Raw genomic sequence first — 18,604 nt, 5'->3', positions numbered from 1 at the left:
GTGGGATAGGTGATGAGAGGTAGAGAGGGCTCCCGCGGGAGCCCTCTCTATTTATCCGTCAGCCGAATAGTCAGATGATGACGGTAGAGAAGCTGTGCTCTTCATCCGGTGCAACGGTCACGCCTGCCTCGCTGGCGATGGCCGCTTCGACGCACAGCATGGTGCGATAGCCGTCATCACTCATGTCGGCCATGGCGCTCGCCCCTTCCAGCCAGGGAGTCCAGACCACCACGCTGTCGTGGTTGCCGCTGACCACCCGGGTCTGACGCTCGCCATCCTGGATGCTGACCTGGGCGTCTGGCTGCCAGTAGACCCGATCCAGTGGTCCGTTCAGGGTCAAGGCGCCCTGCTGTTGGCCATTCTGGCCGGTCAGCTTGTCGGCATAGGGCTCGCCAAGGCCGCTGACGCTCACTGCCTCCGGCTCGCTTATCTGCAGGTAGGTGTGCAGGGCACCGCCGTAGACGAGGGGCTCTTTACCGGTATTGCGGGTAGTCAGTACCAGGGCCAGCTCCTTGCCCACCAGTACGTCCAGCTCCAGCTCGAAGGCGTGGGGCCAGAGCTGACGGGTTGCCTCGTTGTCACGCAGAGACAGATGGACGAGCGTACCGTCGCCGTGATCAGAGACGCCGTCCAGCGTCCACAGGCTGGTGCGGGCAAAACCGTGGGAGGGCTTACCGCTGCCGACGCGGGCCGGTGCCGGGCCAAACCAGGGCCAGCAGAGAGGAATACCGCCGCGAATGGGTTTGCTGCCATCCAGTACAGCCTTGTCGCTGAGCCAGATGGAGGCGGGTTCATCATGGCGCTGATAGCTCAGCACGTGGGCGCCAAACAGGCTGATTTCTGCCCTGGCGTAGCCGTTGTCGATGGTCAGCAGCGGCTGGCCTGCCGGGTGGTGGCTGAGGGTACAGTGGGCAGTCAGAGTGCGTGTCGGTTGCATGAGGACTCCTGTGCTCGCGCACATTCAGAAGAGAAGGGTGGAATAATCCCGGTCCAGAATACAAAAAGGCGGCCCATGGCCGCCTTTTTCAAGCTACTTGATTGCTTATCCCAAATTACTTGGAGATGTGAGCGATCAGGTCCAGAACCTTGCTGGAGTAGCCCATTTCGTTGTCGTACCAGGATACAACTTTAACGAACTTGTCGGTCAGCTGGATACCAGCCTTGGCGTCGAATACGGAGGTCTGACGCTCGCCCAGGAAGTCGGTGGAAACCACTTCGTCTTCGGTGTAGCCCAGCACGCCCTTCATGGCGCCTTCGGAAGCAGCTTTCATCGCTTCGCAGATCTCTGCGTAGGTGGCAGCTTTCTTCAGGTTGACGGTCAGGTCAACTACGGATACGTCCGGAGTCGGAACACGGAAAGCCATACCGGTCAGCAGGCCTTTCAGTTCCGGGATAACCACGCCAACAGCCTTGGCAGCACCGGTAGAGGACGGGATGATGTTCTGAGCCGCGCCGCGGCCACCGCGCCAGTCTTTGGCAGACGGACCATCAACGGTCTTCTGGGTAGCAGTGGTAGCGTGAACTGTGGTCATCAGACCGGATTCGATACCGAAGGTGTCGTTCAGTACTTTGGCGATCGGAGCCAGGCAGTTGGTGGTGCAGGAAGCGTTGGATACGATGTCCTGGCCAGCGTAGGTAGCGTGGTTAACGCCCATTACGAACATCGGGGTAGCGTCTTTGGACGGACCGGTCAGTACGACTTTCTTGGCGCCGGCAGCGATGTGCTTGCGAGCGGTCTCGTCGGTCAGGAACAGACCGGTAGCTTCGGCAACAACGTCAACACCGATGGCATCCCATTTCAGGTTGGCCGGGTCACGTTCAGCGGTAACACGTACGGTTTTGCCGTTGACAACCAGGTTGCCGTCTTTGACTTCAACGGTGCCCTTGAAGCGGCCGTGAGTGGAGTCGTACTTCAGCATGTAAGCCATGTAGTCAACGTCGATCAGATCGTTGATACCAACAACTTCGATGTCGTTGCGCTCGCAAGCCAGACGGAAGACGAAGCGACCGATGCGGCCAAAACCGTTAATACCTACTTTGATAGTCATAATTGGTTACCTAACTGTTCAGTAGTCAAAGAAAATTCCGCTTGTAAATTTACTAGAACTCCCCCGCGAGTCAACCAACAATCTGTCTGAAATTGCGCTATATCATGAAAAACTGTGAAATTTATTTTCTGTTTATGTAACTGACTACCAGCTTTTGGCGAAATAACTATCGATGGGACCGGCGTGGTAGTTATCAACAATAGTGCCTACTCGGTCACACAACCAGCCAGACAGATGTGTAAAAATGTGCGCGGTTTAGCATGGCCCATAGAGCCACTGTTCAAGTACCACCCATAAAAATTAATCAAAATAGTATAGATAGAATCCACAGCGGGAATTCTCAAACTATGACCACCCTGATTGAACAGCTGGCTGCCGCTAAAGGTATCGCCAGCGAGTATGTTGATGCCTGGGGCCACCCGGCTCAGGTATCCGAAGAGAGCAAGGCCGCCATGCTGGGCGCCATGGGTTACCGCGTCGACGACGAGGCCGCCCTGACCGAACAGCTTGAGCAGGAGCACCGCCAGCACTGGCTGCGTGCGCTGGATCCCGTGATGGTGGTCCGCAGCGGCGAGCCCATTACCCTTGAAGTCCGTCTGCCCATCGAATTCGTCAACGACGCCCTCACCTGGCAGCTCAAACTGGAGCAGGGCAGCCTGTTGTCCGGTCAATTCACCCCCATCGACGGTGAGCTGGTCGGCGTGGCCGAATTCGAAGAGATGGAGTGCCAGGCCTATTGCGTAACCCTGGCCGCCCAGCCCGAGCTGGGTTATCACGATCTGATCCTGCTGGAGGAGGGCAACGACGAGCCGCTCGCCAGCATGCGCCTCATCGTCGCGCCCAAGGCGTGCTACAAGCAGCCTCCCATCGCCAATGGCCGCAAGGTGTGGGGCCCGAGCGTGCAGCTCTACTGCCTGCGCAGCCGCCACAACTGGGGCATCGGTGATTTCAGCGATCTGGGTCAGCTGGTCGAGAAGATGGCCGCCTGGGGCGCCCACTTCGTCGGCCTCAACCCGATCCATGCCCTCTATCCGGCCAACCCGGAGAGCGCCAGCCCTTACAGCCCCTCGTCCCGACGCTGGCTCAACGTGGCCTACATCGATGTGGAAGCGGTGCCCGAATTCCAAGGGAACGCTGGTCTCAAGGCGGAAGTGGCAAGCCCCGCTTTCCAGCAGCATCTGAGCGAGCTGCGTGCCAAGGGCAACGTGGATTACACCGGCGTCATCGAGACCAAGCTCGGCATGCTGCGTCAGGTGTTCGATCAGGCGAGCCTCGGCGCCGAGCGTCAGGCCGCCTTCGATGCGTTCGTCACCGCCGGCGGCGACAGCTTGCAACAACAGGCCGCCTTCGATGCCCTGCAAGCCCACTTCTATGCCAAGGGCGAAAATGCCTGGGGCTGGCCGGTGTGGCCGGAGCCGTTTCGCGACTATCACAATCCTGAAGTGGCGACCTGGATGGCCGAGCACCGCCAGGACGTGAATTTCTACCTCTATCTGCAGTTCCTGGCCGACGAACAGCTGGCCCGGGCCGACGCCCGTGCCAAGGCGGCGGGCATGGTGATGGGGATCTACCGCGATCTGGCGGTGGGTGTCTCCGAAGGTTCCACCGAGATCTGGGCCAACCGGGATCTCTACTGCCCGAAAGCCTCGGTCGGTGCGCCGCCCGATATTCTGGGTCCGCTCGGCCAGAACTGGGGTCTGCCCCCCATGAACCCGAACCAGCTGTTCGAAGCGGCCTACCAGCCCATGGTGGATCTGTTCCGCGCCAACATGCGCTCCTGCGGCGCCCTGCGCATCGACCACGTGATGGCCTTGCTGCGCCTGTGGTGGGTGCCGCCCGGAGAGTCGGCCGCCAAAGGCGCCTACATCTATTATCCGGTCAACGACCTGCTCGGCATCCTGGCCCTCGAGTCCCACCGCAACCAGTGTCTGCTGATCGGCGAGGATCTCGGTACCGTGCCGGAGGGGATCGACGTGACCCTCAAAGAGAACGGCGTCCACTCCTACAAGGTGTTCTTCTTCGAACGCTCCAAGGACGATGGCGGCTTCATCTCCCCGGCCCACTATGCCGAGCAGGCGATGTCGGCGCTGACCACCCACGACATGCCGACCCTCAAGGGCTTCTGGCATTGCGACGATCTGGCGCTGGGGCGCGAGCTGGGTTTGTATCCGGATGAAGACGTACTCAAGACCCTGTATGCTGATCGCCACCAGGCCAAGCAGCGCATTCTCGACAGCCTGCACGGCCACGGGGTGATCTCCGGCAACATCAGCCACGACGTGAACTGGGTTGGCATGAACACCGAGCTCAACCACGGTCTGCAACTGCACATGTCCCGCGGCAGCTGCGCCCTGTTCAGCACCCAGCTGGAGGATTGGCTGGAGATGGACAAGCCGGTCAACGTGCCGGGCACCAGTTACGAGTACCCGAACTGGCGCCGCAAGCTCTCCACCGATCTGGAGGATATTTTTGCCAATGAGGCGCTCAAGGCGCTGGCAGGCAAGATGAGCCAGGCCCGTGACGAGGCCAGTCGTTGAGCCACTGCCGACAAAACGTGACTCACTTACATCCGCTTCGGCCCAGGCCGGAGCGGATGCTCAGCTATGAAAGGAAATCTCGATGCTCGTTGAACGTTTGGTTGCAGCCCGCTGTTCCGATCCCTTCTCCTACTTAGGCCTGCAGGCCAATCCGGATGGGCCCGGCCTCAAGCTGACCGTCTGGTTACCCGATGCCCAGGCCGTAAGGGTCAGGGATCTCAAGTCGGGCAAGATTGTTGCCACCCTGGCGCCCACCGATGATTCGGGCCTCTTTGAAACTGTTTTCACCCGCCGTAAAAATCCCTTCCCCTACCAGTTGCTTGCCGACTACCCAGATACCACCGTCGAGGTCATCGACCCCTATCAGTTCCAGGATGCGGGCTGGGCCGGGTTGGCGGAGCTCACCTACCAGCCGGAAAACCTCTACCACACGCTCGGTGCCCAGCTGCGCACCGTGGAGCATCTGGACCAGCGAGTGGAAGGGGTGCGCTTTGCGGTCTATGCGCCGAGCGCCACCGCGGTGAGCCTGATCGGCGATTTCAACTTCTGGGATGGTCGGCGTCACCCGATGCAGCGCAGCCAGTGCGGTCACTGGGTGCTGTTCGTGCCGGGCCTCAAGGCGGGGGATCGCTACAAGTTCGAACTGAAAGACCCCATGGGTAACCGGCTGCCGCACAAGAGCGACCCGGTGGGTTTCTACTGCGAGCAGTACCCCTCGTTCGCCTCCGTGGTCTATGACCACGACCAGTACCAGTGGCAGGATGCCGCCTGGCGCGAGAGCCAGCTCAACGACAAGCGCGAGCAGCCGCTCTCCATCTACGAGTTGCACGTCGGCTCCTGGAAGCGCCACCCCAACGGTGACAGCCTGAGCTGGCGCGAGCTGGCGGTGGAGCTGGTCGATTACGTCAAAGAGATGGAGTACACCCACATCGAGCTGCTGCCGGTCTCCGAGCATCCGTTCAGTGGCTCCTGGGGCTACCAGCCGGTGGGCATGTTCTCTCCCACCAGCCGCTACGGCACGGCTGATGATTTCAAATACTTCGTGGATCAGTGCCACCAGGCCGGGATCGGCGTGATTCTGGATTGGGTGCCCGCCCACTTCCCGTCCGATGCCCACGGGCTGGCTCGCTTCGACGGCACCCCGCTGTACGAGTACGAGGATCCGCGCCGCGGCTGGCATCCGGACTGGAACTCCTACATCTATGACTTCGGTCGCAATACGGTGCGCCAGTTCCTGGTGGCCAGCGCCCTGTTCTGGCTCGACAAATTCCACGTCGACGGCCTGCGGGTGGATGCGGTGGCCTCCATGCTCTATCTGGACTATTCGCGCAACGAGGGGGAGTGGGTGCCCAACGTCGATGGTGGCAACCACAACTATGAGGCGATCAGCCTGCTCAAGTGGACCAACGAGGAGGTGTACGGCAAGTACCCCCACGCCATGACCATCGCCGAGGAGTCCACCGCCTTTGCCGGGGTCTCCCGTCCCACCTTCCTGGGCGGTCTGGGTTTTGGCTTCAAGTGGAATATGGGCTGGATGCACGATACCCTCACCTACATGCAGAAGGAGCCCATTCACCGTCGCTACCATCACAACGACATGACCTTCTCCATGGTGTACCACTATGACGAGAACTTCATTCTGTCGCTCTCTCACGACGAGGTGGTGCACGGCAAGCACTCCATGCTCTACAAGATGCCGGGGGACGAGTGGCAGCAGGCGGCCAACCTGCGCGCCTACATGGGCTTCATGTATGCTCATCCCGGCAAGAAGCTCAACTTCATGGGCACCGAGATCGCCCAGAGCAACGAGTGGAATCACGATGCCCAGCTGCCCTGGCACCTGCTGCAGTATCCCAAGCATGGCGGCCAGCAGCGACTGATCCACGACCTCAACCACCTCTACCGTCATGAAGCTGCCTTGTATCAGGCGGACTATGAGCAGAACGGCTTCCGCTGGCTGGATCACAACGACGCCGACAACAGCATCTTCGCCTGGCTGCGGGCCGACAAGCAGGGAGCCAACCCGCTGGTGGTGGCCTGCAACTTCACCCCGGTGCCGCGTATCGGTTATCGTCTCGGGGTGCCTGCGGCCGGTCACTACCGGGTGGTGCTCAACACCGACAGCGAGCATTACTGGGGCAGCAACTATGATGTGGGTCTGGTGTTCGTCGCCGAGCCGACCCCCTGGCAGGGGATGGCGCACAGCATAGTGCTGGACTTGCCGCCGCTCGCGACCTTGTTCATCAAACAGGAGCCTTGATGTTTGCAATGGAAAAGGGGCAGGACTACCCGCTGGGAGTGCTGCTCGACAAGACGGGTTGTCACTTCTGCGTCTGGGCACCGCAATCGGACAAGGTGGAACTCTGCCTGTTCGATGAGCAGGAGCGGGAGCTGGCCCGTCTCGAGCTGCCCGGCCGACGCGGCCAGTATCGCTTCGGCTATGTGCGCGGGGTTCGGGCCGGCCAGCGTTACGGCTACCGGGTGCACGGCATCTCCCAGGAGGGGATGCTGTTCGACCCGGACAAGCTGCTGATCGACCCCTATGCCAAGGCACTCAGCCGCCCCACCTATTGGGACGATGCCCTCTATCAGGGGGACAGCGCGGCCATGGTGGCCAAGTCGGTGGTGGTGGATGATGCCTTCGACTGGCAGGGGGTGGGCAAGCCCGCCATCGAGCCAGCCCGCACCGTCATCTACGAGGCCCACGTCAAGGGCCTCACCCGCCAGCATCAGGGGGTGCCGAGCGAGCTGCGCGGCACCTATCTGGGGATCTGCCACCCGCTCATCATCGAACATCTCAAGTCCCTCGGCGTTAGCGCGGTGCAGCTGATGCCGGTGGCGGCCTTCATGTCCGAGCCCAGGCTCGAGCAGTTGGGGCTCACCAACTACTGGGGTTACAACCCCATCGCCTTCTTCGCCCCCGAGCCGCGCTATGCGGCTCAGGAGGCGGTGACCGAGTTCAAGACCATGGTGCGCGAGCTGCACAGGGCCGGGCTCGAGGTGATCCTGGACGTGGTCTACAACCACACCGCAGAGGCGGGCTTCGACGGCCCAGTGCTCTCCTTCAAGGGTTTTGACAACGCTGGTTACTACGCCTTCGAGGCGGGGGCCCACGGCCCCGATTACACTCGCCACGCCAACGTCACCGGTTGCGGCAACAGCGTCAATCTGGATCACCCCAACAGCCTGCGGCTGGTGCTCGACGCCCTGCGCTACTGGGTCACCGAGATGCAGGTGGACGGCTTTCGCTTCGATCTGGCGGTCACCCTGGCGCGCGAGGCGGGGGAGTTCGACCCCATGGGGGCCTTCTTCAAGGCCATGATGGCGGATCCCGTGCTGGCGCGGGTCAAGCTCATCGCCGAGCCTTGGGACATAGGCCCCTTCGGCTATCGGCTCGGCCAGTTCCCGAGCCAGTGGCTGGAAATCAACGACCGCTACCGCGACACGGTGCGCGCCTTCTGGCGCGGCGATGCGGGCAAGATGGGGGACTTTGCCACCCGGCTGGTGGGTTCAAGGGATCTGTTCCCGAAGAACTGGCGTTCCCCCCATACCAGCGTCAACTACCTCTGCTATCACGATGGCTTCACCCTGGAGGATCTGGTCTCTTACAACCAGCGCCACAACCAGGCCAACGGCGAGGACAACCGGGACGGCCACGGCAACAACCTCTCCTGCAACCACGGCGTCGAGGGGCCGACGCTCGACCCTAGGGTGAACAACCTGCGCCAGCAGCAGAAGCGTAATCTGATCGCCACCCTGCTGCTGTCGCAAGGGACACCGCACTTCCTCGCCGGCGACGAGATGGGCCGCAGCCAGCTTGGCAACAACAACGCCTACTGCCAGGACAACCAGATCAGCTGGGTCAACTGGCAGTGGCGACCGGAGGACGAGCGGCTGCTCGCCTTCACCCAGCAGATGATGGCGCTTCGGGCGGAGTCCACCGTCTTCTCCAATCTGCAGCTGAGCGACGACAGCTGGAACGGTGCCTCCAGCAGCTGCCACCAGGTCAACTGGTATCACCCGGACGGCCATCAGCTCACCGATCAGGACTGGCACGCCCCCATGGGACAGGCGTTCGCCATGGACATCGGCATGATCGGCTGCGGCGGGGAGCGCTGGTTCGTGCTGTTCAACGCCAGCGACTACGACATCCAGTTCCGCCTGCCGCCGCCGGGGGATGGCATGGAGTGGATCCAGACCATCGACACCGCCACCAATGACGGCTTGCCGTTCCTGCCCGACGACATCAAGCGCCAGGTGGCGGTGGGCCGGGCCCACTCCCTCAAGCTGCTGGAGCGGGTAGCCCTGAGTGCGGTGGCGCTGGCGGAGGAAGAGGCGCTGGCCACTGCGGATGTTGCCGCCGTGTTGCCAACGGGATCACAGTTCCCGCTGGCGGGGTAGAGTGCGGCGCCCTGACTGGGTATGCTGGGCACCGTTATCAGTGGTGAGGAGTCGGAATGAGCAGTAACAACCCCGAACAATGGCGCGACAAGCTGAGCGCCGAGCAGTTTCACGTCTGCTGGGAGAAGGGCACGGAGCGTCCCTACAGCGGCGCCCTGCTCCACAACCGCAAGAGCGGCGACTACCTGTGTGTCTGCTGCAAGAGCGTGCTGTTTCACTCGGACGCCAAGTTTGATTCGGGCTGCGGCTGGCCCTCGTTCGATCGGGCCATCGACGGGACCGTGACCTACACAGAGGACAACAGCCACGGCATGAAACGGGTGGAGATCACCTGCAGTCAGTGCGGCTCCCACCTCGGCCATGTCTTCCCGGACGGGCCGACCGAGACTGGCCAGCGCTACTGCGTCAACAGCCTGAGCCTGGATTTCGATCCAGAACCCTGAGCCTGGCGATAGATATGCATGCAAAAACGGCCCCCTGCCTTGGCAGGGGGCCGTTTCTTTGTGGTCGCCGCCTGGGTCGCTCAGGCCAGCAGCAGGGTGGCGCCCATCAACAGGGTCGCCAGCGCCAGGATGGGCAGCCTGAGTGCCCGCAGCAGGTAGAAGCCGACGGCGGCCAGCGCCAGATCGGTGGGCGCCAGCACGGCTCTCTGCCAGACCGGCTGATAGAGCGCCGCCAGCAGCAGACCCACCACGGCGGCGTTGATGCCGGCCACGGCGCCGGCGAGGCGAGGGCGGGCCAGCCAGCTCTGCCAGCAGGGGCCCATGGCCCACAGCAGCAGAAAACCGGGCAGGAACAGCGCCAGGGTCGCCAGCAGAGCGCCGTCCAACGGGGTGGCCGGCAGCAACTGGGCGCCGAGGTAGGTCGCCAGGGTGAACATGGGGCCGGGCACCAGCTGGGCCAGGCTGTAGCCAGTCAGGAGCTGCTGCTGGCTGAGACTGTGCCCTGCGCTCTCCGCCAGCAGGGGCAGCACCACGTGGCCGCCGCCAAACACCAGGCTGCCGGCCCGGTAGAAGTCGGCGACCAGCTGGCCGACGGGGCCCCCCAGCAGCGGCAAGCCGATAAACAGCAAGGCGAACAGCAGCAGGGTGGGCCAGTGGGGTCGGCTCACAGTGCCGGCAGACGGCAAGGGAGTGCCGCTGTGGTCTGCCTGGTGGGCACAGAGCAGGGCGGCGCCCGCCAGCATGACGAGCTGGGTGAGCAGGCCGGGCTGCCACCAGAGGGCGGCCGCAGTGGCGACCATGATCCCCTGATTTAGCGTCGTCTTGCAGAACTGACGGCTCATGGTGAGCACCGCATCGGCGACCACCACCAGCGCCAGCAGCTTGAGGCTGTGCAGGGCGGCATCGAGCCAGACGTTGTTGCCGAGCTGGCCCAGACCGATGGCGGCGGCCAGCAACAACAGGAAGGAGGGGAGGGTGAAGCCGGCGAAGGCGGCCAGCGCTCCGCTAAGCCCGGCCCGCTGGCGACCGATGGCAAAGCCGAGCTGGCTGGAGGCGGGGCCCGGCAGCAGTTGGCAGAGGGCCAGCAACTGGGCGAATTCGGCCTGGGTCAGCCAGCCCAGCCGCTCGACAAAGGTGCGCTGAAAGTAGCCGATATGGGCGGCCGGCCCGCCAAAGCTGATGCAGCCCAACCACAGAAATTGCATGAATACCTGTCCCACCTCGTCGCTCCCCTCGCGCATTTCATCAGACGGTGGAGATGATATGACAAAGCGGTGACTTTTTGATGACAATCGGAGTGGATTGCGGGCTCACGGGGATGCCTCACTGGCTGGTGAGGCGGCGGGCTCATCGTGGTGGGGCGGGCTCCTGTATGGACTATTCAGCGTGGGAGGGGGCGGTCGGCAGATAGCAACGGCCAGCAAGCCAGCAGGCGATAGACTGGCGGCTGGCATCGAAGTGAGGCTCGGGCAGATTGTGCGGGTCGCACCAGATCCAGCCTTCGCACTTCTCCGGCTCCAGCAGCTGGGGCTCTCCCTCTACCTCGGCCAGCAGGGTGACCGAGACATAGTGCAGGCCGCTTTCACGCCAGGTCTCCAGGTTGTTGGTGACGGCGATGACGCTGGGGTTGCTGATCCGAAACCCCGTCTCCTCGGCCACTTCCCGGATCGCTGCCGATTCGAACGTCTCTCCCAGCTCCAGATGGCCGCCGGCGATGGACCAGTAGGGGGCGTGGCTCCCCTTGCGCTTGCCAAGCAGCACCTGGCCCTGGCGGTTGGTCAGTATCACGCCGACACCGACGCGGGGATAGGGAGTTGACATAAGAAGGGCTCCTTGCTGAGGGTGGACTGGCCGCTGAAACGGCGAATTGCACCATAAAAAACGGGCCCACCTTAGGTTGGATGGGCCCGTCATGCAAGCAGTCTGCGGCGTCAGGCACCAGTTCTGCGGATCACCCCAGCTTGACCAGCATCTTGCCGGTGTTGCGCCCCTCGAACAGCCCGATGAAGGCCTGCGGCATGCTGGCGAGCCCCTGATAGACGGTCTCTTCGGCCTGCAGGGTGCCGGCGTCGAAGGCCGGGGTCACCTCGGCCAGAAACTCGCCGTAGTGCTGCCAGTGATCGAACACGATCAGCCCCTGCATGGTGAGGCGCTTGCGGATCACCTGGGAGAGGTTGCGCGGCCCGCTCGCCTCGCTCTGGCCGTTGTACTGCTCGATGAGTCCGCACATCACGATGCGGCCGTGCACCACCATGTGGTTGAGGGCTGCGTCCAGCATGGCGCCCCCCACGTTCTCGAAGTAGACGTGGATCCCCTCCGGCGCCAGCCGGGCCAGCTCGGCATCGAGATCCGGGGTCTCACGGTAGTTGATCACCTCGTCGGCCCCCAGGCTCTTGAGGTAGGCCACCTTGTCGGCTGACCCGGTGGAGCCGATGACGCGGGCCCCCGCCCGTTTGGCGAGCTGCACCACCATGGAGCCGACGGCGCCGGAGGCGGCCGACACCAGCACGGTTTCACCGGCCTGCAGCTTGGCGATGCGGTTGAGCCCGGTCCAGGCGGTCATGCCCGGCATGCCGAGGGCGCCGAGAAAGCGCTGGGGCGGCAGGCGAGTGTCGGGCAGTCTGGTCAGCTGGGCGCCGTTGGCGACGAAGCGATCACGCCAGCCCAGCATGCTGCTCACCCGGTCGCCCACCGCAAAGTCCGGGTGACGCGAGGCTTCCACCACGCCGATGGCGCCGCCATCGAGGGGGCCGTTGAGGGGGAAGGGGGGCACATAGCTCTTGGCCTCGCTCATGCGACCACGCATGTAGGGATCCACCGACAGCCACTGGTTGGCGACCTGTACCTCGCCCTCCTGCAAGGGGGGCAGCGGAACCTCGACCAGGGCGAAGTCGGTGGCGGCGGGCAGGCCGACCGGGCGGCGCAGCAGTTGGATTTGATGGCTGGTGGCATTCATGGCAGTTCTCCCGTTGGATCTGGTGCAAGCCTCGCCGGCGACGGGCCCTGTCTGTCGGCGGCACTGGATGATTTTGTTTGCGTGCAAACTAAAATCAGGTTAATCCTGAAACGGAGGGCTGACAACTGTTTTGTGTGCAAATTATTCAGCCCCTCATGCTCCTGGGGTATACTGGCCCCAGTCGTCAGCGAGGTGCCCCATGAGTGAATTGAAAAAGCAGGTCTGTTTTGCCCTCTACAGCGCCTCCAATGCCGTGATGCGGGCCTACCGGCCGCTGCTGGACAAGCTGGATCTCACCTACACCCAGTATCTGGTGATGCTGTCGCTGTGGGCGCGGGACGAGGTGAGCCTCAAGGAGATCGGCCAGGAAACCGGGCTGGATGCGGGTACCCTGACCCCCATCGTCAAGCGGCTGGAGAGCAAGGGCTGGCTGACCCGCACCGTCTCCCGCGAGGATGAGCGGCAAAAATGCATTCGCCTGACCGAGGCGGGGCGCCAGTTGCAGCAGGAGGTGCAGGGCTGCTGTCTGGCAGACAGCTTGCGCAATCAGGTGGATCTGGCCGATGCTGAACTGGCCCAGCTCAAGCAGCTCTGCGATCGCATCTCGGCCCAGCTGGGGCGTTGAGTTCGACCGACCATCCGTCTGAGGAGCCCTCCATGAGAATCTTGTTGCCCCTGTTTGCCCTGCTGCTGGGTGCCTGCAGCACCAGTTCCCACTCCCCGTCGATGGCCATCGACGATGCCGATGCCTGGCAGGCGATCTGCAAGGACGGCACCCGGGTGCGGGCCGTGGTGGAGGAGGGGATCTGCGCGGATCATCGCGGTGTTGCCATGTGGACGAATAAGCCAAGGGCCGCACGGATGGCAGAGGAAGCCGCCAAATAGTGTGATCCAGACGCCATAAAATGACACGACCGGCCGATTGGCCGGTTTTTTTCGCGATCCCACCGGCACTTTGCCACCTTGTTCATGGTGCGCTCAGTTTTCTCTTCCCATACTGGCCCTACAGTTCCAAAAGAGGAGAGACGAGATGCAATCATCGTTGGTTGGGCTCTCCATTCTGTGGGGGCTGGCCAGTTTTGGTGTTCAGGGGGATTTCATCGAGAGCCGTGATTCCGTTGCGCCATCCTGGCAAGCCGAGTCCAGAGTGGAGATGGAAGGTTATCTGATCGAGTCGCTGGGGGAGGATCGCTGGCTGTTCGACAACGGCAGCGAGAGTCTGCTGGTCTCCCTGCCCCAGGGGCAGTGGGTGCCGACCGGCGAGCGGCTGCGGGTCAGCGGTGAGCCGCAGCAGGAGCAGGCCGGCTGGCTCCTGCAGGTGCAGGACGTGAGCCAGGTGGCGGTCTGAGTACCCAGCGTGATCCAGCAGTTTGAACATGTAAAAAGAGGAGGCCCTTGGGCCTCCTCTTTTTGATCTCGTTGATCTCGCGCTGATCTGAGCGGCCGGCAATCAACCCAGGTGGTTGAGCGGCAGCGCCGTCTTGTGCTTGATCCGGCGCAGCACGAAGCTGGATCGCACTCCGGTCACCCCCGGAATGTGGGTCAGCTTGTCCAGCAGGAAGTGCTGATAGTGCTCCATGTCCCGCACCACCACCTTGAGCTGGTAGTCGGCGTCGTTGCCGGTGATGAGGTCGCACTCCAGCACCTCCGGCAGTTCGCTGATGGCCCGATCGAAATTCTCGAACCGCTCCGGGGTGTGCCGATCCATGGAGATATGAATGTAGGCGGTGAGGGTCAGCCCCAGCTGGCGGGCGTTGAGCAGGGTGACGTGGGTGTCGATGAGACCGGCATCTTCCAACGCCTTGACCCGGCGGGAGCAGGGGGAGGGGGAGAGTCCGACCAGCTCGGCCAGCTCCAGGTTGCTGATGCGGCCATTCTCCTGCATCAACTCCAGAATATGCCTGTCAATGCGATCAAGTTTCAGCATTCTCCGTTCCTCGTTGCAATTACTAATTCACTTTTCCTAGATTAAGGGTGAACTATTGCAAAAACAACTGAAAATACATGCTACTTCGCAACCACTCACCGGGCCGGCAGGGGTACCATGGTTACATCTTCCGGTGGCAAGACAGAAACCCAACCCGGTCTCTGTGGCAAATGACTTTACCGGGTCAAGAGCCCCATCAGCCGTCCCACCTTATCGGGCTACGACGGGCTGGAACGAGGACATCCCCTCCCCGAAGGCAACAAAGCAGGCATCCCGGCGCCTGCTTTGTTGTTTTTGTGCGCGGCGTTCAGCCCTGCTGCGGCTTGATGCGGTAGAGGCAGCGGTGATCCCCCTCCAGCAGATACTGTTCCCGTTCCACCCCGGCCGGCGCCAGCAAGCGGCGAAACAGCGCCAGCTCGCTGCGACAAAAGCCCCGGCAGGCGCTCGCCGCCGCGCAGATGGGGCAGTGACTCTCCCACAGCAGCCAGCTGCCATCCTCCTCCTGACGCAAGTCAGCCATATAGCCTTCCCGGCAGCGCAGCTCCTTGAGCCTGGCCAGCCGGTCGGCCAGCGCCGGCTGGTTCAGCTCGGCCTGATAGCGGGCCAGCTGCTGCTGCTCCCGCTGGTCGATCAGCCGCTCCATGCCTACCGCGCCAAACAGCTGCTGGATGTTGTCGATAAGCTGCAGGGTCAGCTCGCTGTGGCTGTCGGGGAAGCGCTGCCAGGCCTGCTCGGTGAGGTGCCACAGCCGCACCGGTCGACCGCGCCCGCGGGCCTCGTCGTTGAAACTCACCCAGCCGTCGGCCTCCATCGTCATCAGGTGCTGGCGGGCGCCCATGGAGGTCATCTGCAACTGCTCTCCCAGCTCGGCGGCACTCTGGGGGCCTTGGGTCTTCAACAGGTGCAGTATCTTGTCGGTGCTGGCATTCATGGGGCGGCTCTCGTGATCGGCAGGCACGCCAGAGGGGTGGCGCTCAGGTACCCATTATGGGGAGAGGGATTTTTTAAATCAACAATTCGCTTTACTTAATCCCGTTCACTGGCCAACATAAATAAACCAATGACTTTATTTAATGGGGCAAAGATGGAGAGGATCAAGGGACAGGCCAGCTTGTGGGTATTGGTGATGACGGTGACGCTGGCGGTGGCGGGCTTCAGCCTGCCATCCCCGGTACTGGCGCCGCTGTTGCTGGATCCGGCCCAGGGCATGCTGACGCCGGAAGCGTCGGACTGGAGTCGCAAGGTGTGGTTGGGGGTCATCATGGGGCTCTATCCGTTGTTCCAGCTGGTGGGTTCCCCCTGGCTGGGCCGTCTCTCCGATCGCCATGGCCGCAAGCCGGTGCTGACCCTCTGTCTGGTGGGCGTGCTGGTGGGCTATGCCCTGATGGCGCTGGGGATCGCCTGGCGTTCCTTGCCACTGCTGTTGCTGAGCCGGGTGGTGGAGGGCTTCTTTAACGGTGACATCGCCATCGTGCAGGCCATGGCGGCCGACATGAGCACCGCCAAAACCAAGGCGCGCAGCTTCGCCTGGATCAACATCGGCATGAACCTGGGCTGGGTAGTGGGCCCCATGATCGGTGGCTATGCCGCCGTGGTGTCCGGCGATTACAGCCTGGCGGCCTGGCTGGCGGTGGCCATGACCCTGGTCAACCTGCTGCTGGTGCTCTGGCTGTTGCCCAATCGACCGGCAGCGGCCCGCAGTGAGCTGCCGGCACCGGCCCTCTCTTCCCGTCAACTGTTGCTGCAGCCGGTGCTGCTGCCCTACTTCGTGCTGACCCTGCTCAGCTACGGCGCGGTGCAGCTCTATTTCACCTACTTCAACGTCTGGCTGGTGGAGCGGCTGGCCTGGGATCCGGTGCAGCTGGCGCAGGCCGCCGTGTTGGTGAGCGTGCCCATGATCGCGGGATCCTGGCTGGGCTCCCGTCTGGCTCGTCATTGGCGCGGCAGCTCCCTCGGGATCGTCGGTCATCTGGTGATGGCGGCGGGCATGTTGCTCTTCATCCTGCCCAGCCACTGGTGGGGGCTGGCGCTCACCTTTATCCCGGTCGGCATCGGCATGAGCCTGGGGGAGCTGGCTACTTCGGTGGCCGTCTCCAACCGCAGCCACGCCGAGCAGCAGGGGCAGGCGATGGGGCTCTATCGCGGGCTGGCGGTGGGCAGCGAGATCCTGGCGGTAGTGGTCGGCAGCCTGGTGCTGCTGGCGGGCACCGAGTGGCCCTTCTATCTGGCGGCGCTGTGCGGTCTGCTCTGCGCAGCCGGCTTCTATGGTCTGCGCCGGGCGGCGGATCGGCGGCAGCGGTTCGACGCCCAGGTGGAAGCCGGCTGACGGGATCACAGAACGAGACGGAGGGGGCTGCCAGCGCTTGCATCGTGGCGCCGACTCTGGGACGGTATGGCTCTTTGCTTCGCTTGCCCGATCGCCCGGTGCTCCCTTGCTTCATCTGTACCTTGCGATGCTCAGCCCTTGGCGGTGGCATGAATCGTTATCAGGCCTTGGCGTTGGAAGCGGGTAGATATGGCGCCGCATTCGTTTCGACACGCCTGGCGGTGGCATGAATCGTTATCAGGCCCTGGCGTTGGAAGCGGGTAGGTATGGCGCCGCATTCGTTTCGACACGCTTGGCGGTGATATGAGTTGTTATCAGGCCCTGGCGTTGGAGGCGGGTAGGTATGGCGCCGCATTCGTTTCGACACGCTTGGCGGTGATATGAGTTGTTATCAGGCCCTGGCGTTGGAAGCGGGTAGGTATGGCACCGCATTCGTTTCGACATTTTGGAGGTGATATGAGTCGTTTTCAGGCCATTGCACTGGATATGGATGGCACTCTGCTGACCCGGGATCACAAGATCTCGTCCGCCACCCGGGCCGCACTGGCCCAGGCCCGCGCCCACGGCATCAAGGTGCTGCTGGTGACGGGGCGCCACTTCATGACAGCCCGTCCCTTCCATCACGAGCTGGCCCTCGACACCCCCATCATCTGCAGCAACGGCGCCTACCTCTATGATCCGGTGCAGGAGAAGATCCTGAGCGGGGATCCGCTGGCGGTATCCCCTCTCGGCCGGCTGCTGGCCGAGGTGCAGGCACATCAGATGGGGGCCCTGTTCCACCTCGATGAGGGGATCGGCTACCTCGGCTGTGAGGAGCATGTGACCCGGATGCGCCACTGGTCGGCGGCCCAGCCGGATCATCTCAAGATCTCCCTGCTGCCGGCGGAGGATCTGGCGAGCTGGCTCAGCCGGCCGGTCTGGAAGCTGGAGCTGTTCAACCAGGATCCCGCCCTGCTTCATCACTTCATGGCAGAGGTGGTCGCGCAGCTGCCCTTCACCTGCGACTGGGCGGCGCCCTATGCGGTGGAGCTGGTGCAGCCCGGCTGCAGCAAGGGCAACCGGCTGGCTCAGTGGGCGGCGAGTGAAGGGATCGCGATGGAGAACGTGGTGGCGTTTGGTGACAACAACAACGACATCAGCATGTTCGAGCAGGTGGGGCTGGCGGTGGCCATGGGCAACGCGGCGTCACAGATCCAGGCGCTGGCGGATCGGGTTACCGCCGATCACAACGAAGACGGCATCGCGCTGGCGCTGCAGCGCTGGGTTCTGCCCGCCTGAGGGGCAGAAACAGAGAGGGACAGAAACAGAAAGGGGCCCTGTCGGCCCCTTTTGGTTTGTCAGTTCCCGAAGGTGAACTGGATCACCCGATCCGGGAAGCGGATCCGGTTGTAGTCGCGGCGCAGCCCCTCGTAGTGACGGATGGCGCGCTCGCGCTGGGCGCGGTAGTAGTCGCGCTGCTTGCTGTCGTTCTCGTTGCGGATCTGGCGCTCCAGCGTCTCGATGTCGCGCTCGGTCCGCTCCATCTCGCTCTTGAGATCGCTCAGCTGCTTCTCCACCAGGTACTCCTTGCGGCCGCGATCGTACTGGGTCAGGAAGCTGGCGTCGTTGGGGCAGACCCCCAGGTACTCGGCGCCGGACTTGCCCTTGCTGTAGGCGAGCTCGGGAATGCAGTAGAGCTCCAGCCCCTTGGCATAGCCCCGTTTCCACTCCGCCTCGTCCACCTTGAGGCCGTATTCGCCGCAGGTCGAGACGTAGTCGCGGGTGGCGCTCGGGGTCTTGCCCTGCTCGCCATCCTGATAACCCAGGTTGTACCAGCTCATGGTGCGGCACTCTTCTTCCGACAGCGAGCTGCAACCGGCGAGCAGGAAGGGCAGGGTCAGCAACAGGATCTTGGGGGACATGGACGACGGGCTCCGAGAGAGATGATGGGGGGCATTCTAGAGAGGATGCCGGGGCAGGACAAGGG

The 18,604-nt window shown here is 63.0% G+C and carries 17 protein-coding genes; 9 read left to right on the top strand and 8 right to left on the bottom strand.

The window, feature by feature from the left end; genetic code table 11:
- Window positions 1–70: 70 nt before the first annotated feature.
- Together CK627_RS00085 and gap are read right to left on the bottom strand one after the other, a co-directional pair.
- Window positions 71–937, bottom strand: coding sequence for a D-hexose-6-phosphate mutarotase (locus tag CK627_RS00085; protein WP_095591423.1), 867 nt, complete (start codon window positions 935–937; stop codon window positions 71–73).
- Between the two features lie 115 nt (window positions 938–1,052).
- Window positions 1,053–2,048 (bottom strand): type I glyceraldehyde-3-phosphate dehydrogenase, encoded by a 996-nt coding sequence (gene gap / locus CK627_RS00080; RefSeq protein WP_005304894.1) that lies wholly within the window; start codon window positions 2,046–2,048, stop codon window positions 1,053–1,055.
- Between the two features lie 347 nt (window positions 2,049–2,395).
- On the opposite strand from gap, the gene malQ reads away from it, so the two are divergent.
- The 4 genes from malQ (at window position 2,396) to msrB (ending at window position 9,429) form a co-directional block, all read left to right on the top strand.
- On the top strand, window positions 2,396–4,585 hold the full coding sequence (gene malQ / locus CK627_RS00075) for a 4-alpha-glucanotransferase (RefSeq protein WP_167385231.1): 2,190 nt from the start codon (window positions 2,396–2,398) through the stop codon (window positions 4,583–4,585).
- A gap of 82 nt (window positions 4,586–4,667) precedes the next feature.
- Window positions 4,668–6,845, top strand: a complete 2,178-nt coding sequence (gene glgB, locus CK627_RS00070) for a 1,4-alpha-glucan branching protein GlgB (protein ID WP_095591421.1) — start codon at window positions 4,668–4,670, stop codon at window positions 6,843–6,845.
- Window positions 6,845–8,986 carry a glycogen debranching protein GlgX gene (gene glgX / locus CK627_RS00065; protein WP_005304888.1) on the top strand — a complete coding sequence of 714 codons (2,142 nt, stop codon included), beginning with the start codon at window positions 6,845–6,847 and terminating at the stop codon, window positions 8,984–8,986. The genes glgB and glgX overlap by 1 nt, the downstream gene beginning before the upstream one ends.
- A gap of 56 nt (window positions 8,987–9,042) precedes the next feature.
- Window positions 9,043–9,429: a peptide-methionine (R)-S-oxide reductase MsrB gene (gene msrB, locus CK627_RS00060; protein ID WP_005304887.1), complete on the top strand. Its 387-nt coding sequence runs from the start codon at window positions 9,043–9,045 to the stop codon at window positions 9,427–9,429.
- Between the two features lie 80 nt (window positions 9,430–9,509).
- Here msrB and chrA read toward each other — a convergent pair whose 3' ends face one another.
- From chrA to CK627_RS00045, 3 genes are all read right to left on the bottom strand, one after another.
- Window positions 9,510–10,670 carry a chromate efflux transporter gene (chrA, locus tag CK627_RS00055; RefSeq protein WP_174704165.1) on the bottom strand — a complete coding sequence of 387 codons (1,161 nt, stop codon included), beginning with the start codon at window positions 10,668–10,670 and terminating at the stop codon, window positions 9,510–9,512.
- A 136-nt stretch (window positions 10,671–10,806) separates the two neighbouring features.
- Window positions 10,807–11,250, bottom strand: a complete 444-nt coding sequence (locus tag CK627_RS00050) for a nucleotide triphosphate diphosphatase NUDT15 (protein ID WP_095591420.1) — start codon at window positions 11,248–11,250, stop codon at window positions 10,807–10,809.
- 130 nt (window positions 11,251–11,380) lie between these two features.
- Window positions 11,381–12,385, bottom strand: coding sequence for an NADP-dependent oxidoreductase (locus CK627_RS00045; RefSeq protein ID WP_095591419.1), 1,005 nt, complete (start codon window positions 12,383–12,385; stop codon window positions 11,381–11,383).
- Between the two features lie 199 nt (window positions 12,386–12,584).
- On the opposite strand from CK627_RS00045, the gene CK627_RS00040 reads away from it, so the two are divergent.
- From CK627_RS00040 to CK627_RS00030, 3 genes are all read left to right on the top strand, one after another.
- A complete protein-coding gene (locus CK627_RS00040) occupies window positions 12,585–13,010 on the top strand; it encodes a MarR family winged helix-turn-helix transcriptional regulator (RefSeq protein WP_005304877.1) in 426 nt (141 codons plus the stop codon).
- Window positions 13,011–13,042: 32 nt separating this feature from the next.
- On the top strand, window positions 13,043–13,270 hold the full coding sequence (locus CK627_RS00035; RefSeq protein ID WP_005304875.1) for a hypothetical protein: 228 nt from the start codon (window positions 13,043–13,045) through the stop codon (window positions 13,268–13,270).
- A 145-nt stretch (window positions 13,271–13,415) separates the two neighbouring features.
- Entirely contained in the window at window positions 13,416–13,733 is a 318-nt protein-coding gene (locus CK627_RS00030; protein ID WP_005304873.1) for a hypothetical protein, read from the top strand.
- A 102-nt stretch (window positions 13,734–13,835) separates the two neighbouring features.
- Here CK627_RS00030 and CK627_RS00025 read toward each other — a convergent pair whose 3' ends face one another.
- Together CK627_RS00025 and CK627_RS00020 are read right to left on the bottom strand one after the other, a co-directional pair.
- Entirely contained in the window at window positions 13,836–14,312 is a 477-nt protein-coding gene (locus CK627_RS00025) for an Lrp/AsnC family transcriptional regulator (protein ID WP_005304871.1), read from the bottom strand.
- Between the two features lie 307 nt (window positions 14,313–14,619).
- Window positions 14,620–15,243, bottom strand: a complete 624-nt coding sequence (locus CK627_RS00020) for a helix-turn-helix transcriptional regulator (protein WP_095591418.1) — start codon at window positions 15,241–15,243, stop codon at window positions 14,620–14,622.
- Window positions 15,244–15,396: 153 nt separating this feature from the next.
- On the opposite strand from CK627_RS00020, the gene CK627_RS00015 reads away from it, so the two are divergent.
- Window positions 15,397–16,638, top strand: coding sequence for an MFS transporter (locus CK627_RS00015; RefSeq protein ID WP_095591417.1), 1,242 nt, complete (start codon window positions 15,397–15,399; stop codon window positions 16,636–16,638).
- A gap of 456 nt (window positions 16,639–17,094) precedes the next feature.
- Window positions 17,095–17,916, top strand: a complete 822-nt coding sequence (locus tag CK627_RS00010) for a Cof-type HAD-IIB family hydrolase (RefSeq protein WP_010636207.1) — start codon at window positions 17,095–17,097, stop codon at window positions 17,914–17,916.
- 59 nt (window positions 17,917–17,975) lie between these two features.
- Here CK627_RS00010 and CK627_RS00005 read toward each other — a convergent pair whose 3' ends face one another.
- Window positions 17,976–18,539 (bottom strand): DUF2799 domain-containing protein, encoded by a 564-nt coding sequence (locus CK627_RS00005; protein ID WP_010636208.1) that lies wholly within the window; start codon window positions 18,537–18,539, stop codon window positions 17,976–17,978.
- Between the last annotated feature and the right edge of the window lie 65 nt (window positions 18,540–18,604).

The sequence above is a fragment of the Aeromonas dhakensis genome (assembly GCF_002285935.1).
GTDB classification, from domain to species: Bacteria; Pseudomonadota; Gammaproteobacteria; order Enterobacterales; family Aeromonadaceae; genus Aeromonas; species Aeromonas dhakensis.
Note: the sequence above shows the minus strand (reverse complement) of the source record. Positions and strands in the feature narration are given on the sequence as shown.

Excerpts from the sequence above, each read along its gene's own strand:
- CK627_RS00045 (WP_095591419.1), bottom strand. The coding sequence starts at position 12,385 with ATGAATGCCACCAGCCATCAAATCCAACTGCTGCGCCGCCCGGTCGGC.
- msrB (WP_005304887.1), top strand. The coding sequence starts at position 9,043 with ATGAGCAGTAACAACCCCGAACAATGGCGCGACAAGCTGAGCGCCGAG.
- glgB (WP_095591421.1), top strand. The coding sequence starts at position 4,668 with ATGCTCGTTGAACGTTTGGTTGCAGCCCGCTGTTCCGATCCCTTCTCC.
- CK627_RS00025 (WP_005304871.1), bottom strand. The coding sequence starts at position 14,312 with ATGCTGAAACTTGATCGCATTGACAGGCATATTCTGGAGTTGATGCAG.
- malQ (WP_167385231.1), top strand. The coding sequence starts at position 2,396 with ATGACCACCCTGATTGAACAGCTGGCTGCCGCTAAAGGTATCGCCAGC.
- CK627_RS00030 (WP_005304873.1), top strand. The coding sequence starts at position 13,416 with ATGCAATCATCGTTGGTTGGGCTCTCCATTCTGTGGGGGCTGGCCAGT.
- CK627_RS00010 (WP_010636207.1), top strand. The coding sequence starts at position 17,095 with ATGAGTCGTTTTCAGGCCATTGCACTGGATATGGATGGCACTCTGCTG.
- chrA (WP_174704165.1), bottom strand. The coding sequence starts at position 10,670 with ATGCGCGAGGGGAGCGACGAGGTGGGACAGGTATTCATGCAATTTCTG.
- CK627_RS00050 (WP_095591420.1), bottom strand. The coding sequence starts at position 11,250 with ATGTCAACTCCCTATCCCCGCGTCGGTGTCGGCGTGATACTGACCAAC.
- CK627_RS00085 (WP_095591423.1), bottom strand. The coding sequence starts at position 937 with ATGCAACCGACACGCACTCTGACTGCCCACTGTACCCTCAGCCACCAC.
- CK627_RS00015 (WP_095591417.1), top strand. The coding sequence starts at position 15,397 with ATGGAGAGGATCAAGGGACAGGCCAGCTTGTGGGTATTGGTGATGACG.
- CK627_RS00040 (WP_005304877.1), top strand. The coding sequence starts at position 12,585 with ATGAGTGAATTGAAAAAGCAGGTCTGTTTTGCCCTCTACAGCGCCTCC.
- gap (WP_005304894.1), bottom strand. The coding sequence starts at position 2,048 with ATGACTATCAAAGTAGGTATTAACGGTTTTGGCCGCATCGGTCGCTTC.
- CK627_RS00020 (WP_095591418.1), bottom strand. The coding sequence starts at position 15,243 with ATGAATGCCAGCACCGACAAGATACTGCACCTGTTGAAGACCCAAGGC.
- glgX (WP_005304888.1), top strand. The coding sequence starts at position 6,845 with ATGTTTGCAATGGAAAAGGGGCAGGACTACCCGCTGGGAGTGCTGCTC.
- CK627_RS00005 (WP_010636208.1), bottom strand. The coding sequence starts at position 18,539 with ATGTCCCCCAAGATCCTGTTGCTGACCCTGCCCTTCCTGCTCGCCGGT.
- CK627_RS00035 (WP_005304875.1), top strand. The coding sequence starts at position 13,043 with ATGAGAATCTTGTTGCCCCTGTTTGCCCTGCTGCTGGGTGCCTGCAGC.